We start from the raw sequence: 15,666 nt of genomic DNA on the forward strand, positions 1-15,666 counted from the left end.
CTTCACGTATACGTCAACCCCTACGGTCGCCCCATGACCTCCACAACCGCGACCACCCGCTCGATCCACCTGGCCGCTCGCCCGGCCGGGTTCCCCGAACTCACCGATTTCCGCGTGGTCGAGCATCCGATGCCGTCCGCTGAGGCCGGCCGGCTGCTGATCCGAAATCTCTTCATGTCGATAGACCCCGGCAGCCTCATGCGAATCGGCGCCTATCCCGGAATCCCGATGCCGCCGTTCGCGATCGGTGAGGTGCTGTCCGGCGACGCGATCGGCGAGGTGATCGAATCCGGCGATCCGACCGTTCCGGAGGGCGCGCTGGTCCTGCACCGGCTCGGCTGGCGCGAACACGCCCTCGCCGACGCGCGGACAGTACGCATGGTGGATCCGGATGCCTACCCCTCGCCGTCCGGATATCTGGGTTTCGGTCTGGTCGCCTACGTCGGTCTGACCGTGGTCGCCGGCCTGAGCGCCGGCGATACCGTCTTCGTCTCCAGCGCCGCCGGTGCGACCGGGAGCCTGGCCGGGCAGATCGCGCGACTGCTCGGCGCCGGTCGCGTCGTCGGCAGCGTCGGCTCAGCGCGCAAGGCCGCCTACATCGTCGACGAACTCGGCTACGACGCCGCCGTCGACTACCACGACGAACCCTTCGTCGATCGGCTTCGAGCCGCGGCGCCCGGGGGCGTGGACGTGTATTTCGACAATGTCGGCGGAACCCAATTGCGTGCGGCGATCGAGGTGATGAATGTCGGCGGACGCATCGCGCTCTGCGGAGCTCTGGCCAGGCAGCGCGCGGGCGGCGAGCCGGATGCGGGACCGGGTGATCTGCTGGCGGTGATCGGCAAGCGATTGACGTTGCGCGGATTCACCACGCTCGATCACCTGGATCTGGCCCCGGAATTCGGCCGGAAGCTGCGGGAATGGACGGCGGCGGGAGATATCGTACGCGTCGAAACCGTCGTCGAAGGCCTCGAGAACGCGCCGCGCGCTCTACTGGATGCGGTGCGGGGGCGCTACACCGGGAAGGTTGTGGTGCGGCTGGCGCGTTGAGCACGAGGGTGAGACGGCGGAGAGGATACGCGGCATGTTGATCGGCGAACTGGCGGCCCGCACCGGAGTCACTACTCGGGCGCTGCGCTTCTACGAGGAACAGGGACTACTCACCTCCGGGCGCACCGCCGCGGGATACCGGGAATACGAGGAGGAGGCGGTGGCCCGGGTACGGAACATACGGGAATTGCTTCAACTCGGATTCACCGTCGAGGACGTGCGCGCCTTCGCTCCCTATCTGGACCGGGAGCTTCCCGACGTCTTTCCCTACGAGCCACGCTGCGCCTCGGGATATGCAGTGGTCGGACCGCCACGGGTGGCGGAGCTGAACGAGCGCATCGCCCGGCTGACACGCCTTCGGGATCAGTTGGTGAGCCGGATGCCGTGGCTCGATCCGGAGCACGTTTCCGGCCACCAACGGGTCAGTCCGCCGGGAAGCTGAAACCGACCACGCGTTTATCCGGGTTCGCGATGTCCAGGCGCACTCGCACCCGCCGGCCTTCGGGCGGTGCCCCGGCGCATTTGCCGAGTACCGGCGGATCGGCGACGAAGATCTCGGCGGATCGGTTGCCGTTGCCCTCGCGGATGACCACCGCCTCGAACACGTCGCCCAGACGTGATGCGAGCACGGTGGATTCGGTGAGGTCGATGCACGCGCGTTCGAGTTTGCCGCCCACCGCGTCACTGCGCCGCATCGCGTCGGCGGCGGCGCCGAGCCCGTCGCGAACCCACTGCGGCACCGGGGTGCCCGCGCAGCGAGCCAGGCAGATTTCGGTGGCGTAGCGGTCGGCGAGGCGGCGCAGCGGCGCCGTCACGTGTGCGTAGGCGGCGCCGATGCCACTGTGCTGCAACACATCCGGCGCTTGACCGTCGAGCACGGTGTAGGACGCGCCGCGCAGGAGGCTGGTCGCCTCCGAGTTCAGCACCAGCGCGGCGGGGGTGTTGGGATCGAGGCCGGCCAGCATCCGCCCCACCGGCATACCCGCCGGCCAGCGCACCCCGAGCGCGGCGGCGGTGCGGCGCATCGACGCGATCGCCGAGGCCGGTGGCGCAGGCATCGTGCGCAGCAATCCGATACGGGCGTCGGAATCGTTGTCGGCCAACATGATTCGGGCCGCGCAGATGCCGGTGAGCAGCGAGACCTGTTCGTTCCAGTCGTCGGCGGCGGTGCGCGGCTCGACCGCCAGCTGCCAGTGTTCGGTGTCGTGGTCGCGTCCGTCGGGAATCACCGATTGCGCGGGCAGCCGCAGTTCGATCGCGCCGCGCGCCAGCCCGGCCTCGATCCGCAGGCGGCCGAATTCCGGCAGTGCGGCGATCGAGGGATGCAAGCGACCGGCGTCGGCGTCGGCCTGGACGCCGGGATAGTCGAGGCGGGCGCGGGAGCGAACCAGGGCGCGCCGCACCGAGAAGCGTCGCGGCTCGGCCTTGTCGTCGCAGTCGATGGTCCAGAGCGCGGCGGGACGAACGGCGCCGGGCAGCAGACTCGCCGACCCTTCCGAGAGCACCGGCGGATGCAGCGGCACGGTGCCGTCGGGCAGATAGAAGCTTTGGCCCCGGGCGAGGGATTCCCGCGCGAGCGCCCCGTCGGGCGCGACCACCGCGCCCACATCGGCGATGGCGTAGTGCAGCAGGAATCCGGTCGGGGTGCGTTCGAGATGCAGCGCCTGGTCGAGATCCATGGCGCCGGGTGGGTCGATCGTCACGAACGGGATGTCGGTGCGATCGGCCCGGACGCCCGCGAACGCATCGGCTGCGTCGCGGGCCTCCGAGACCGCCTCGGACGGATATTCCGAGGCGAGTCCGAATTCGGATCGCACGACACCGAAATTCACCGGTGCCGAGACGATCCTGGGATGCAGTTCCACGCGGGGCGCTGAACCTTACTTGAGCGCCAGCATGGTGCCGTTCAGCTGATCGAACGGGCCGTACACGGTGAAGACGACGCGGCCGTCGGGGTACTGCGACGACAGGGTCGCCGCGGCATCGAGAGCCTGGCCGAACGAGGCGGCCGACGGGTGCGGCAGCACCGCGATCGACTGGCCGAAATGGGTCTGGTGGACCCACTGGGTGTCACCGGGGCTGAGGTCCACCTGGACGCCACCCGGCAGCGGAGTGACCGCGACCGCGGACGCCGATCCCGCGCCCAACACCGCCACACCCGACGCAGCTGCGGCGATCAATGCACCGGCCGCCAACTTGCGAACTACTCGCATATATACAGAACCTGCTTTCCGACACTCGTAGCACCCATAGCCGCTACCACCCCCGGCAACGACACTTCCAACGGCCAACACTGTATGACGTCGGTCACGGTTCCGGCCACTCCGGGGCGGTTCGTCGCGCGGGACACGCCGGGACCAGCCGATTCGCCCGCATTTGCCGAGAATGCGCCCGCCGTCCGGACCGGGCGGCGACCGGGGCGCGGACCGCGCGAAGCTCCGGTGCCTGCGATTTCGCGATCGGCCACCACGACGGCGGCCACACGGTTGCGGTGCGTGCAACGGGGGTCGACGGATCGTTGCGAGCGCGAACACCGACAGCCCGCGAACCGGATCATTCCGGAAAGAAATATCAAATCATTCAGAGCGAACGGATATCACTCCGAGGAGTCGGACCTACGTCCAGATGACGCTACCGTACGCCGAATCCCCCCGTCGAGTCCGTTTTCCGCTGGGCCTGCGACCGTCCGAGCGCGCTGTTACTGTTGCCGATGGTGACAGGCCACGGCGTACCCACGGATTCGGGGGTCCGTGCAGTAACGAGAGTGCGCCGCGCGGCGAGAGTCGTCGAGTAATAGTTCCTCGAGTACAAGGAGTTCCACACCGCATGTCGTCCATCGTCTTCGACTACCTGCTGCCTCTCGTCGGTCCGGAGCAGGCGGCCTACTGGGCCCAGATTCTGGTGATCAACCCCGCCGGCTGATCACCGCGCGACCGCACCCGGTGCCGGCGGTTCGCCGCGGGCACCGCATGCGGTCGCAAGGCCCGGCTTCGACGACGATCCGACACAGGAGGCCTCCACCATGACCACCGATCACGTCTGGTTCATCACCGGCACCAGCAGCGGCTTCGGCCGCGCGATCGCGGAGGCGGTGCTGGCCGACGGCGGCAGCGTGGTCGCCACCGCGCGCAAAACCGAATCCCTTGCCGAACTTCGAGATCGTGCTCCGGAGCGGGTGCTCGTCGCGCAGCTGGACGTCACCGACCCGGCGTCGATCACCGCGGCGGTCGAGGAGGCGCGAGTTCGGTTCGGCCGCATCGACGTTCTGGTCAACAACGCCGGTTACGGACTGCGCGGCGCGCTCGAGGAATGCGACGACGAGCAACTGCGCGCACTGATGGAAACCAATGTCTGGGGCCTGATCTCGGTCACGAAGGCGGTACTGCCGCTCATGCGGGCCCAGCGCAGCGGGCATATCGTGCAGCTGTCCTCGGTCGGCGGCGTGCGCGCCCGTCTCGGTGGAACCCCTTACGCACTCAGCAAATTCGCGGTCGAGGGACTCTCGGAGGGATTGTCGTACGAGGTCGCGCCGTTCGGCATCAAGGTCACCATCGTGGAGCCGGGACCGTTCCGCACCGACTTCGCCGGGCGATCCATCCAGTGGGCCGAATCGATGCCCGAATACGCACCGGTCTTCGCCGAGGAACGCGAACGCTTTCACGCCCAGGACGGCGCCCAGCCCGGCGATCCGGCCCGCGCCGCCGCGGCCGTGCTGCGCGCGGTCGCCATGGACGAGCCGCCCTTGCGGCTGCCGCTCGGCCCCGAGGCATTCGCCGGCATCCGCGCCACCCTGACTCAGCGCCTCGCTGATCTGGACGAACTCGAACCCTGGGCCGCCGACACCGGCTTCCGCTGACCACTCCCCTCGCCTCGACCGCCGGAGGACCCGACATGCTGTCCGCGGAAGACCACTTCGCGATCACCGATCTGATCAATCTGCACGGCCACCTGACCGACAACGGCGATTTCGACGGCTGGCCCGCCCTGTTCGCCGAGGACGTCGTCTACGACGTCAGCGCCATGGGCGGCGGCGTCCTGGTCGGAATCCCCGCCTGCCGCGACGCCGCGCTGGCGATGGGCGACAACAACCCCGTCGCCCACCACGTCACGAACATCGTCATCAACGAGGTCGCCGACGGCACCGTCCGCGCCCTGTCCAAGGGTTTCGGCGTCATGACCGACGGTACGGTCGGCAGCGCCACCTACGAGGACACCATCCAGCGCATCGGCGCCGGCTGGAAGATCACCCACCGCATCGTGCGCCCGCGGCGGAAACCGCTGCACCCCTGATCCGGCGCCCTTCCGCTGATCACGGAACATGCCAATATTGCTCCGAAGTTGCCGGCGAGGGCGATCATGGAGGCATGAACGCGGAACCACTACCGCACACCCCCGCCCTGCGACGAATGCTGGACGATGCCTCGGCGATCGCGCGCCGGGCGGGCCATACCGCCCTCGGCACCGAACACCTCGTCCTGGCCGGCCTGCAGGACCCGAATTCCACTGTCGCCCAAGCCTTTCACCGTGCGGGCGCCAATCTGGCGGCGATCTCGGACGCCTTGCACGAAACCCTGCGCAACGGGCCGTACCCGAACCCGACCGACCATCCGGACAACGGCGAGGGCTGCGCGCGCTAGCCGGGCGCGGTCGGTCAGCGCAGTGAGGTTTCGTCGCCGGCCGTGAACTCGGTGACCCGCGCTTCCCGGATCATCGCACCCTGCTCGTCGGACACGCCCGCGCCGCGGAAAGCATCCAGCGCCGCGCGGTCGCTCCACCGTTCCAGAATGTTGATGCGGCCGGTATCGATCAGGTCGGCCAACAACGCGAAATCGAGGCATCCGGGAGTCTTCCGAGCCGCGCTCACCACCTCGACGCAGGTCGCCAGACAACGATCCCGATCGGCCGGGTCCACCCGCAGGTAGCCGGTGACGATGATCTGCCGAGGCGTGGCATCCATGCGGCCAGGGTCTCATGCCGCGAACCCCGAAGGGGACGAGTCGGTCTGTAAGCCGGATCCTGTTCCCGATTCGCACCGGGAGGCGACCATCCATCTGGGTGCACCGTCACCGGGCACCTCGAGCAGTCAACCCGCAGGCTCGGGCGAGCAGCCCTCGGGCACCTGCGCAGCCGCACTCGCGAGAATGCGGCCTTCGACCTTGCTCCGGGCGGGGTTTACCGAGCCGCCCCGGTCACCCGGGGCGCTGGTGCGCTCTTACCGCACCGTTTCACCCTTACCGGCGTACCTCCGGAGAGACCGCCGGCGGTCTGTTTTCTGTGGCACTGTCCCGCGGGTCACCCCGGGTTGCCGTTAACAACCGCCCTGCTCTGTGGAGTCCGGACTTTCCTCGGCGACGGGCGGCGGCACAACCGTGCCCGTTCCCGTCGACGCGGTCGCCCGACCGACTCGTCGCGCACCATTGTGCCGTGCGAGCGGCGCCGAGCGCACATCGGGCCGCCACCGGCATCCGGGCTCGGCCGGGAATCGGGGCCGCGGCGGTCGCGCGGCGCGCCCTGGGACGGGCGTGGCGCGGTACCGGAGGTTACGCATACAGTGAAGCCGCATTCGCCGTGGAACGCGTCCCCACAGCGAACCGACGGCACAGAAGGGCAGCGCACATGGGGTTCGGCGACTTCCAGAACGAGATCTACTTCCAGGGGCTGCGCGGTGTCGTACCGGAGTACCCGGTCGCGTTCGCCGAACTCGAACAGCGCGCGCAGGCCGCCATGCCGCCCTCGATCTGGTCGTATGTGGCCGGCGGCGCGGGCGACGAGCGCACCCAGCGCGCCAACGTCACCGCCTTCGACCGCTGGGGGCTCATCCCCCGCATGTTCGTCGGCGCGAAGGAGCGCGACCTGTCGGTCGATCTGTTCGGAATGACGCTTCCCACACCGCTTTTCATGGCTCCTGTCGGCGTGATCGGCCTCTGCGCCCAGGACGGCCACGGCGATCTGGCGACCGCCCGCGCCGCCGCCCGCACCGGCGTGCCGATGGTCGCCTCGACCCTCACCGTCGATCCGCTCGAGGATGTCGCCGCCGAATTCGGTGACACCCCGGGCTTTTTCCAGCTCTACACCCCCACCGACCGCGATCTCGCGGCCAGCCTGGTGCACCGCGCGGAGCAGGCCGGGTACAAGGGCATCGTCGTCACCCTCGACACCTGGATCACCGGCTGGCGGCCGCGCGACCTGTCCACCGGAAACTTCCCGCAGCTGCGCGGACACTGCCTCGCCAACTACTTCACCGATCCGGTCTTCCGCTCCGGTCTGCAGCGCTCACCGGAGGAGGATCCGATGAGTGCGGTGCTGCGGTGGGTGCAACTGTTCGGCAACCCGCTGCGCTGGGAGGATCTGGCCTGGCTGCGCTCCCTCACGGAGCTGCCTTTGATCGTCAAGGGAATCTGCCATCCCGACGATGTGCGCCGGGCCCGCGACGGTGGCGTGGACGGCATCTACTGCTCGAATCACGGTGGGCGCCAGGCCAATGGCGGACTGCCCGCGCTCGACATGTTGCCCGAGGTCGTCGCCGCGGCCGAGGGTCTGCCGGTGCTGTTCGACTCCGGAATTCGCAGCGGCGCAGACGTCGTCAAGGCGCTCGCGCTCGGCGCCACGGCGGTCGGAGTGGGCCGGCCCTACGCCTACGGCCTGGCGCTCGGCGGGGTGGACGGAATCGTGCACGTCCTGCGCAGTCTGCTGGCGGAAGCGGACCTGATCATGGCGGTCGACGGCTATCCGGCACTGAAGGATCTGACTCGCGAATGTTTGCGTTCCGTGCACCCGTAATCGTGCCCTGAGCGGGGATCCACGTCTGCGGCCGGGCACGCGACCCAGTACGGTATTCGCCCATGGAGCGTGTCGAGGTGGGGTTCGGTTCGGGAAGCGAACAGTGTGCAGCGTGGCTCTATCTTCCGGACGGCCCGCCCAAACCGCGTCCGCTGGTCATCATGGGGCACGGGCTGGGCGCGAACCGGGAAATGGGTCTGGATCGCTACGCACGCCGGTTCGCCGCGGCCGGAATGGGCGTGCTGGTCTTCGACTACCGGCATTTCGGGGCCAGCGGTGGTGAACCGCGCCAGCTGATCAACATCGCCCGCCAGCGCGACGACTGGCGCGCCGCGATCGCCTTCGCGCGCACCCTCAAGGGCTTCGACGCGACCCGAATCGCGTTGTGGGGCAGCTCCTTCGGCGGCGGGCACGTGCTGTCCATCGCCCACGAGGACGACTATCTGGCCGCAGTCGTGGCACAGTGCCCGTTCACCAGCGGCTGGTCCTCGGCGATGACGAAGGGGCCGATCAGCCTCACCAAGACCGGCACCCTCGCGCTCATCGACATCCTGGTGGGCCCGATCCGCCGCAAGCCGGTGGGGGTGCGACTGGCCGGGCGCAAGCGTTCGGCGGCGTTGATGAGCGCCTCCGACGTGCCCGAGGGTTTCGGCCGCCTCGCTGAGGAGAGCGCGCAGTACCAGCCGAAAGTCGCTGCCCGCGTGGGTATGTCGGTGCTGTTCGATTCACCGTGGCGGCGTACCAAGGGCATCAAGGTACCGGTGCTGTACGCGGTGTGCGACAACGATTCGGTGGCGCCGGTGGGTCCGACGCTCAAGGCCGCCGAACGCACCAAACACGGCATCGTGAAGCGATATCCGATCGGGCACTTCGACATCTACTTCGACGACTGGTTCGAGAAGGCCGTCTACGACCAGACCGAGTTCCTGGTGTCGGTCCTGCGTCCCTGACCGCCGCCGACCGGCGTTCAGAGATACGAGGTGTCGTTGATCAACCGCACCGACGATCCGCCGTCGGGATAGAACTCGGCGATCGACAGCGACGCCAGATCCAGATGCAGCCGATACAACAGCGACGGGCCGACTTCCAGGGCCAATTGCAGCAGCGTCTTGATCGGCGTCACGTGGCTGACCACGGCGACGTTCTGTCCCGGATACAGCGCGAGCAGATCGCGACGCACCGCCTCGACGCGTTCGCGCACCTGGGCGAAGCTCTCGCCGCCCGGGGCGGGCAGCGACGGATCACCGAGCCAGCGCTGATGCAGGTCCGGATCCCGTTGTGCCGCTTCGGTGAACGTGAGGCCTTCCCATTCGCCGAAATCGGTTTCGGTCAGCGCGTCCAGAACCCGCACCGGGACGTCGAGGGCCTGGGCCGCGGCCTGCGCGGTTTCGCGGGCCCGGCCCAGCGGCGAGGTGACGACCGCGGCGATGTCCCCCTTCGCGGCGAGATATTTCGCGGCGCGGGCGGCCTGTTCCCGGCCGAGTGCGGTGAGGTCCGGATTACCGCGGCCGGAATACCGTCGCTCCACGGACAATTCGGTTTGGCCGTGACGCAGCAGCAACAGCCGGGTCGGCCGCCCGCGGGCGCCGGTCCAGCCCGGACCGGTTGTCGCCGGGGCCGTCTCCTGCACGACCGGGTCCTCGTGCGCGGCACGGGCGTCGGCCGCGTCGTCGATCCAGCTCGGCAGCTCCGCCTCGACGCCGCGCGCCGACACCGATTCCTGCGCAGCCGATTCCGGTTCGGCCACGCTGTCGATCACCGGGCGCTCGGTATCGGCTTCGCGCACCTCCGCGACCACCACCGCATCGTCCATGGCCTCGTTGGCGAGCCGATCGGCATGCGAATTCTGCTCGCGCGGAATCCATTGGAAGCCCACTCGATCGAAGCCCGCGACCAGCTGCCGGGCTCGTTCGGCGAGCGGAATCATGGCCGCGTGCTTGACCTTCCAGCGTCCCGACATCTGCTCGACGACGAGTTTGGAATCCATCCGCACCTCGGCGGTGCGCGCGCCCAGTTCCGCCGCGGCCGCCAAGCCCGCGATGAGACCGCGGTATTCGGCGACGTTGTTCGTGGTGACGCCGAGGTATTCGCGACGTTCGGCGAGGATCGTGGCGTGGTCGGAATCCCAGATCACCGCGCCGTAACCGGCCGGGCCCGGATTGCCTCGCGAACCGCCGTCGGCCTCCACGATCACGCTGCGTACCGTCATCGCGCGCCCGTCACAATCCGGATTGCTTGGTGCGCACCAGGATCGCACCACATTCGGGGCAGCGGACCACGACCTGCGGATCGGTCTTGGCGATCCGGGCGATCTCACCTCGGTCGAGTTCGATGCGGCAGGCGCCGCACCGGCGAGCCTGCAACAGCGCCGCGCCGACACCGTGCTGGGCGCGCTGCTTGTCGTAGATCGCGAGCAATTCGTCCGGGAATCCGGCGAGCAGCTGTTCACGGTCGGCGTCGCAACGCTGCGCGGCCACATCCAGGTCGGCGACCGCGTCGTCGCGCCGGCTCTGCGCGAGGGTCAGATCCTCCTCGGCGCGCGACAGGTTGGCGCCCGCGTGCTGGTGATCGGCCTCGGCCGCCTCGCGCCGCTCCATCACCTCGAGCAGTTCGTCCTCCAGCACCCCGCGCCGGCGTTCCAGGCTGCCCAGTTCGTGCTGCAACTCCGAGAGCTGCTTGGCGCCGACGTTGCCACCCTCGAGCATGCCGCGGTCGCGCGCCTCGCGTTTGCGCACGGCGTCGATCTCGCCCTCGAGTTTGCGAATGTCGCGGTCGAGATCGTCGAGCTGGATCTCGACCTTGACCGCCGCATCCTTGCGATCGGTGCGTTCGGCTTCCAGCCGCTGCACTTCCTGCTGTTCGGGCAGCACCTTGCGGCGATGCGCGATCCGCGTCAACTCGGCGTCGACGGCCGCGAGGTCGAGCAGTTTGGCCTGGATCGGTGGTTCGACATTCAACGCGGGACGTACTCCTCGACACTATGGACGGTTGCGGGGCGACGGGCAGCGGGTGCGCGACGCCGGTGCTCAACCGTACTCTGCCCGCGGCCGGTTTCGCCCCAACCCCGCACGGCCCGCCCGCGACCACCGGATACGCGGTCGAGACCTGCTGCCTGTGCCCCGGGCGCCGGTCCGCCGGCACACGAACAACTCGAGTGCGGCGCCGCCGCGACTGTGACACTCTGACCGGATGGCCGAACATCGCTATCGCGTGGATGTGGTGTGGACCGGCGCCACCACCGACTATCGCTCGTATTCGCGCAATCACGAGGTGCTCGCCGAAGGGCGGCCGCCCCTGCCGGGCTCGGCGGACCCGGTCGTCGGACGGGGCGACGCGACGCGCTGGAATCCCGAGCAGCTCCTGGTCGCCTCGCTCTCGGAATGCCACCTGCTCTGGTACCTGCATCTGTGCGTCGAGGCCGGAATCGTCGTGATCGACTATCTCGACGAGGCCGAAGGCGTGATGAACGACCAGCGCTTCGAACATGTCACCCTGCGACCCCGCGTCACCATCACCGATGCCGCTCGGGTCGAGCAGGCGCGCGCACTCCACACGGAGGCGCACAAGCGCTGCTTCATCGCCAACTCGGTCAATTTCCCCGTCGACCACGAGCCGGACATCCGGACGGAGTGAATTCGCGCCCGTCCACGGTCGCGGGAGAACGCCCGGGCCGACCTCGCGCCGCTCGTCCCTGTGCCGCCCGAAAGTGACACAGCCGGCCGGCTCGCCACCGAACCGACCCTGTGCGACCGTTGCTTACGTCAGTCGTCGGCGGCGCCGAGCGTCCACGGGTCGGTGCGGAGGGTACTGACCCGGGTTTGCACGCCCGGAAGCGCTTCCCGCACAACATTTTCCGCTTGGGCGCACCAGGGGAATTCGCTGGCCCAATGGGCGACGTCGACGAGTGCCGGACCGCCCGCGCGCAGATGTTCATCGGCGGGATGGTGGCGCAGGTCGGCGGTGACGTAGGCGTCGACGCCGAGCTTCGCGACCGTGCCGAGAAAGGAATCGCCCGCGCCACCACAGACCGCGACGGTGCGGATTTCCCGGTCGGGATCGCCGGCGGCCCGAACACCCCAGGCGGTACCGGGCAGGGCGGCGCGCACGCGAGCGGTGAAGGCGCGCAACGTTTCCGGTTCCGGCAGGGTGCCGATGCGTCCCAGACCTCGTCCCGACGGCAGGGCCGCGCGTTCGGTGACGTCGAAGGCCGGTTCCTCGTAGGGGTGGGCGGCACGCAGCGCGGCCAGCACCGCGGGGCGGGCCGACGGCGGCGCCACCACCTCGACGCGGTCCTCCTCGACGAACTCCAGGTCGCCGACCTGACCGATCGCCGGATTCGCCCCCGCCATCGGCCGGAACTGCCCGGTTCCCGGTACCCGCCAGCCGCATTCGCGATAGAACCCGGCGCCCCCCGCGCCTGCCTCGAACATCGCCGCCAGCACCGCATCGGTGTGGGCGCGCGGGATGAACACCACCCAGGTGTCCACCGGCGCCGCCGATTTCTGCTCCAGCGGCCCGGTCACCGTCAACCCGAGCATGTGGGCGAGGGCATCGGACACTCCGGGATCGGCCGAATCGGCATTGGTGTGCGCGGTGAACAGCGCACAGTCGTTGCGGATCAGCCGATGCAGCAGCGCGCCCTTCGGCGTACTCGCGGCCACGGTGTCGACGCCGCGCAGCAGCAGCGGATGGTGCACGACCAAAGCCTGTGCGCCCCAATCGATCGCCTCGTCGACGACGGCGGCGGTGGCGTCCACCGCGAACAGCACCCGAGATACCGAGGCAGCGGGATCACCGCACACCAGCCCCACCGAGTCCCAGGACTCCGCCAGCCGGGGCGGATACGCGTCGTCGAGGACTCGGATCAAGTCCTTCAGCGTCACAACAGAATTCGTCGCTGTCACCACCGCACCTCCACCGTTTCGCCGTTCCGGACATTATCCACTCCGATGCCGCCTACCGGGCCGGACCGCGCCGCGTGCCCCGAGCGCGAATCCTCACAGGCCGACGGCCTCGATCGCGGCGACCAAACGATCGACAGCGTCGCTGTCGCGGACCGCCAGGCGTAAGAATTCACCGTCGAGCCCCGGAAAGGTGTCACCCCGCCGGACACCGATATCTCTGTCCGCCAGATGTTTCCGCAGCAGCTCACCGTCGGGCACGCGGATCAGCAGGAAAGGACCCGCGGCCGGTTCGCGCACCTCGATGCCGAGGGCGCGCAGGCGGGGAATCATCGCCTCTCGCTCGGCCACGATCCGGATCGCGCTCGCCTCGGCTTCGGCGATCGCGTGCGCTTCGCAGGTCGCCGCGATCGCCTCGAGCTGCAACGTGCCGAGCGGCCAATGCGGGCGACCGTGGTTCAACCGGGTCAGCAATTCGGGCGGACCCAGCAGATATCCGCAGCGCAATCCGGCCAGCGCCCACGTCTTGGTGAGGCTGCGCAATACCAGAACGTCCGGATAAGACTGTCCCGCAAGTGTTTCCGGCTCACCGGGCACCGCATCGGCGAAGGCCTCGTCGACCACCACGAGGCGACCCGGCCGGCGCAGCGATTCGATCACCGCGCGAGGATGCAGCACCGAGGTCGGGTTGGTCGGATTGCCGAGGACCACCAGATCGGCATCCTCGGGGACCCGCGCCCCGGCCAGCTCGTAGGGCGGTGCCAGCACCACCCGGGTGACCGGAACATCGGCCTCGCGCAGAGCGAGTTCCGGTTCGGTGAACGACGGATGGATGACGGCCGCCAGCCGCGATGCCAGCCGCGGCACCAGCGCGAACCCCTCCGCGGCTCCGGCGAGCAGCAACACCTCCTCGGGCGCGCGGCCGTGCCGTGCCGCCACGATCGCGCGCACCGCTTCGGCCTCGGCCTCGGACGGGTACCGCCCCAGCTCGGGCAGTCGCGCGGCCAGCCGCCGCAGCAGCCACTCCGGTGGCGCCTCGCCCCGCACATTCACCGCGAAGTCGAGCATCCCCGGCAGCACATCGCGGTCCCCGTGATGCCGCAACGCCGAACGGTCGACCTGCACACCACCGAACCCAGCAGCGCCGAACCCAGCACCGCCGGACTCCGCATCGGTCGATCGGGCACCGCCGACTTCGGGACCTCCGGGCGCCCGCACGCCGCCGATGCCCCCGGCGGCGCCTACGGCGAAACCCGCACGCGTCGCATCCGCCTCGGCTGCTCCGCCCGGACGCGTATCGCTCGGGCGGCTCGGGCCTGCGTGCGACCGCGTGCCGGCGGTCGTGGGGGTGTCCTCGGGCACAGCCACCTACCCTACGTGGCCGCCGCCCGCACCGACCGGCCACAATGGGTGCGTGGGCGAGCTGCACGTGACCTTCATCTGCACCGGCAATATCTGCCGGTCGCCGATGGCCGAGAAGATCTTCGCCGCGCATCTGGAACGCGCCGGACTGGCCGATCGGGTGCGCGTGAGCAGCGCCGGCACCACCGCCTGGCACGTCGGCTCGGACGCCGACCCGCGAACCACCGCTCTGCTCACCCGCCACGGATATCCGATCGGGCACGTCGCGGCCATGATCGGCCCCGATCATCTCGACGCCGATCTGCTGGTCGCCCTGGATTCCAACCACGATCGCGAACTGACCCGGTTGCGGATCCCGGAAGCGCGCCGGCGACTGCTGCGCAGCTTCGATCCGGACGCCGACGATCACGACGTCCCCGACCCCTACTACGGCGACGACACCGATTTCGAACTCGTGCGCGAGCAGATCGAGGCAGCCGTTCCCGCGCTGCTGGCCTGGGTGCGCGAACAACTCGGCGAACCCGCGACGACCGGACCGCGGCAATGAACATCCTGCGCCGGCTCACCTTCCTCCTGCGGCCCAGCTGGGCGATTCTGGCGGTCGTCGTGGTCGCGTTCGCCTACCTGTGTTTCACCGTGCTCGCGCCCTGGCAGCTGGGCAAGAACACCTCGACGTCCCATCGCAACAACCTGATCGCGGCCTCGGTCAACGCCGACCCGGTCCCGGCGAAGAACCTGCTGAACACGGGCGAGGGCACGCCACCGGCCGGGACGAATCCGGCCGACACCGAATGGCGGCGGGTGGTCGCGACCGGTAGCTATGTGCCGAATTCGATGGTGGTCGAGCGATTGCAGCGGCTCAACGATCAGCCCGCCTACGGAGTGCTGGCGGCCTTCCGGCTCGACGACGGCCGGGTCGTGCTCGTCGATCGCGGCCTGATCGCGGCGGTGAACGGTTCGGATCTGCCGGTGATCGCGGAGCCGCCCTCGGGTACCCAGCACATCGAGGGACGGGTCCGGAAATCCGAGGGCGCCGTCCCCGGCAAGGATCCGATGGTCCGTGACGGCCTCCGCCAGGTGTACTCGGTCGACACCGCTCAGCTCTCCACGGTTCTGCGCACGCCGCTGACCGGCTTCGCCACCGGTGAGCACGGCGGCTATCTGCAATTGGACGCCGGCCAGCCCGGCGCCTTCACCCCCGAGTCACTCCCCCAGCTCGACGCGGGCCCGTATCTCTCGTACGGGCTGCAGTGGATCGCGTTCGGTGTGATGGCCCCGCTCGGTCTCGGCTACTTCGTCTATGCCGAAATCCGCGAACGCCGCCGCGACCGTGCCGCTGCCGAGGCGGCGACGGCCACCCCGAGTGAGCAGGTCCCGGCCATGAGCACCGCCGGATCACCCGCTGCCGAATCAGCCGAAGGCACGAGCACCGCTGCGGCCTCCGCCCTATCGGACCCGGCTCCGAAGGCCCAGCCCGAGACCACCTCCACACCGGACGAGCCACCGGCCCCCGCGAAACCACGCACCACCGCGGACCGCCTCGCCGACCGCTACGGCAACGCCCGCAGCTGAC

General features: G+C 69.3%; 17 protein-coding genes and 1 other RNA gene. 10 read left to right on the forward strand and 8 right to left on the reverse strand.

Annotation, left to right across the window (positions count from 1 at the left end; genetic code table 11):
* The first annotated feature begins 33 nt into the window (after window positions 1–33).
* Together IG65_RS0114060 and IG65_RS0114065 are read left to right on the forward strand one after the other, a co-directional pair.
* Window positions 34–1,050 carry an NADP-dependent oxidoreductase gene (locus IG65_RS0114060; RefSeq protein ID WP_030515355.1) on the forward strand — a complete coding sequence of 339 codons (1,017 nt, stop codon included), beginning with the start codon at window positions 34–36 and terminating at the stop codon, window positions 1,048–1,050.
* 34 nt (window positions 1,051–1,084) lie between these two features.
* Window positions 1,085–1,492: a MerR family transcriptional regulator gene (locus IG65_RS0114065; protein WP_051755964.1), complete on the forward strand. Its 408-nt coding sequence runs from the start codon at window positions 1,085–1,087 to the stop codon at window positions 1,490–1,492.
* Here IG65_RS0114065 and IG65_RS0114070 read toward each other — a convergent pair.
* The gene (locus IG65_RS0114070; protein ID WP_030515357.1) at window positions 1,473–2,915 is read right to left on the reverse strand and encodes an RNB domain-containing ribonuclease; all 1,443 of its coding nucleotides are present in this window, start codon (window positions 2,913–2,915) and stop codon (window positions 1,473–1,475) included. The genes IG65_RS0114065 and IG65_RS0114070 overlap by 20 nt on opposite strands.
* Before the next feature lie 15 nt (window positions 2,916–2,930).
* Window positions 2,931–3,263, reverse strand: a complete 333-nt coding sequence (locus IG65_RS0114075; protein WP_030515358.1) for a hypothetical protein — start codon at window positions 3,261–3,263, stop codon at window positions 2,931–2,933.
* An 809-nt stretch (window positions 3,264–4,072) separates the two neighbouring features.
* On the opposite strand from IG65_RS0114075, the gene IG65_RS0114090 reads away from it, so the two are divergent.
* The 3 genes from IG65_RS0114090 to IG65_RS0114100 all read left to right on the forward strand — a co-directional run bounded on the left by IG65_RS0114090 (window position 4,073) and on the right by IG65_RS0114100 (window position 5,687).
* On the forward strand, window positions 4,073–4,906 hold the full coding sequence (locus tag IG65_RS0114090) for an oxidoreductase (RefSeq protein ID WP_030515359.1): 834 nt from the start codon (window positions 4,073–4,075) through the stop codon (window positions 4,904–4,906).
* Between the two features lie 35 nt (window positions 4,907–4,941).
* Window positions 4,942–5,340: a nuclear transport factor 2 family protein gene (locus IG65_RS0114095; RefSeq protein WP_030515360.1), complete on the forward strand. Its 399-nt coding sequence runs from the start codon at window positions 4,942–4,944 to the stop codon at window positions 5,338–5,340.
* Between the two features lie 74 nt (window positions 5,341–5,414).
* Window positions 5,415–5,687 carry a Clp protease N-terminal domain-containing protein gene (locus IG65_RS0114100; RefSeq protein WP_030515361.1) on the forward strand — a complete coding sequence of 91 codons (273 nt, stop codon included), beginning with the start codon at window positions 5,415–5,417 and terminating at the stop codon, window positions 5,685–5,687.
* Between the two features lie 14 nt (window positions 5,688–5,701).
* Here the strand turns inward: IG65_RS0114100 and IG65_RS0114105 are convergent, their stop codons facing one another.
* Both IG65_RS0114105 and rnpB read right to left on the reverse strand, forming a co-directional pair.
* Window positions 5,702–6,007 (reverse strand): putative quinol monooxygenase, encoded by a 306-nt coding sequence (locus IG65_RS0114105; RefSeq protein WP_030515362.1) that lies wholly within the window; start codon window positions 6,005–6,007, stop codon window positions 5,702–5,704.
* 32 nt (window positions 6,008–6,039) lie between these two features.
* Window positions 6,040–6,457: RNase P RNA component class A (rnpB, locus tag IG65_RS35890), an RNA gene on the reverse strand.
* A 209-nt stretch (window positions 6,458–6,666) separates the two neighbouring features.
* Between rnpB and IG65_RS0114110 the strand changes: the two genes are divergently transcribed.
* Together IG65_RS0114110 and IG65_RS0114115 are read left to right on the forward strand one after the other, a co-directional pair.
* The gene (locus tag IG65_RS0114110) at window positions 6,667–7,830 is read left to right on the forward strand and encodes a lactate 2-monooxygenase (protein WP_030515363.1); all 1,164 of its coding nucleotides are present in this window, start codon (window positions 6,667–6,669) and stop codon (window positions 7,828–7,830) included.
* 62 nt (window positions 7,831–7,892) lie between these two features.
* On the forward strand, window positions 7,893–8,780 hold the full coding sequence (locus IG65_RS0114115) for an alpha/beta hydrolase (protein ID WP_030515364.1): 888 nt from the start codon (window positions 7,893–7,895) through the stop codon (window positions 8,778–8,780).
* Window positions 8,781–8,797: 17 nt separating this feature from the next.
* Here IG65_RS0114115 and IG65_RS0114120 read toward each other — a convergent pair whose 3' ends face one another.
* Window positions 8,798–10,039, reverse strand: a complete 1,242-nt coding sequence (locus IG65_RS0114120) for a bifunctional RNase H/acid phosphatase (protein WP_030515365.1) — start codon at window positions 10,037–10,039, stop codon at window positions 8,798–8,800.
* A gap of 10 nt (window positions 10,040–10,049) precedes the next feature.
* Complete coding sequence (locus tag IG65_RS0114125) at window positions 10,050–10,787, reverse strand: zinc ribbon domain-containing protein (protein WP_030515366.1); 738 nt, start codon at window positions 10,785–10,787, stop codon at window positions 10,050–10,052.
* 232 nt (window positions 10,788–11,019) lie between these two features.
* On the opposite strand from IG65_RS0114125, the gene IG65_RS0114130 reads away from it, so the two are divergent.
* Window positions 11,020–11,463, forward strand: coding sequence for an OsmC family protein (locus IG65_RS0114130; RefSeq protein ID WP_030515367.1), 444 nt, complete (start codon window positions 11,020–11,022; stop codon window positions 11,461–11,463).
* Window positions 11,464–11,591: 128 nt separating this feature from the next.
* Here the strand turns inward: IG65_RS0114130 and IG65_RS0114135 are convergent, their stop codons facing one another.
* Window positions 11,592–12,734: a Nif3-like dinuclear metal center hexameric protein gene (locus IG65_RS0114135; RefSeq protein WP_030515368.1), complete on the reverse strand. Its 1,143-nt coding sequence runs from the start codon at window positions 12,732–12,734 to the stop codon at window positions 11,592–11,594.
* Between the two features lie 93 nt (window positions 12,735–12,827).
* On the reverse strand, window positions 12,828–13,856 hold the full coding sequence (cobC, locus tag IG65_RS0114140; protein WP_030515369.1) for an Rv2231c family pyridoxal phosphate-dependent protein CobC: 1,029 nt from the start codon (window positions 13,854–13,856) through the stop codon (window positions 12,828–12,830).
* A gap of 289 nt (window positions 13,857–14,145) precedes the next feature.
* Here cobC and IG65_RS39090 point away from each other — a divergent pair, with 289 nt between their 5' ends.
* Window positions 14,146–14,640 carry a low molecular weight protein-tyrosine-phosphatase gene (locus tag IG65_RS39090; RefSeq protein ID WP_030515370.1) on the forward strand — a complete coding sequence of 165 codons (495 nt, stop codon included), beginning with the start codon at window positions 14,146–14,148 and terminating at the stop codon, window positions 14,638–14,640.
* On the forward strand, window positions 14,637–15,665 hold the full coding sequence (locus tag IG65_RS0114150; RefSeq protein ID WP_081879477.1) for an SURF1 family cytochrome oxidase biogenesis protein: 1,029 nt from the start codon (window positions 14,637–14,639) through the stop codon (window positions 15,663–15,665). The genes IG65_RS39090 and IG65_RS0114150 overlap by 4 nt, the downstream gene beginning before the upstream one ends.
* Window position 15,666: the final 1 nt, after the last annotated feature.

Origin of the sequence: Nocardia sp. NRRL WC-3656, from assembly GCF_000720265.1 — a bacterium.
GTDB lineage: Bacteria > Actinomycetota > Actinomycetes > Mycobacteriales > Mycobacteriaceae > Nocardia > Nocardia nova.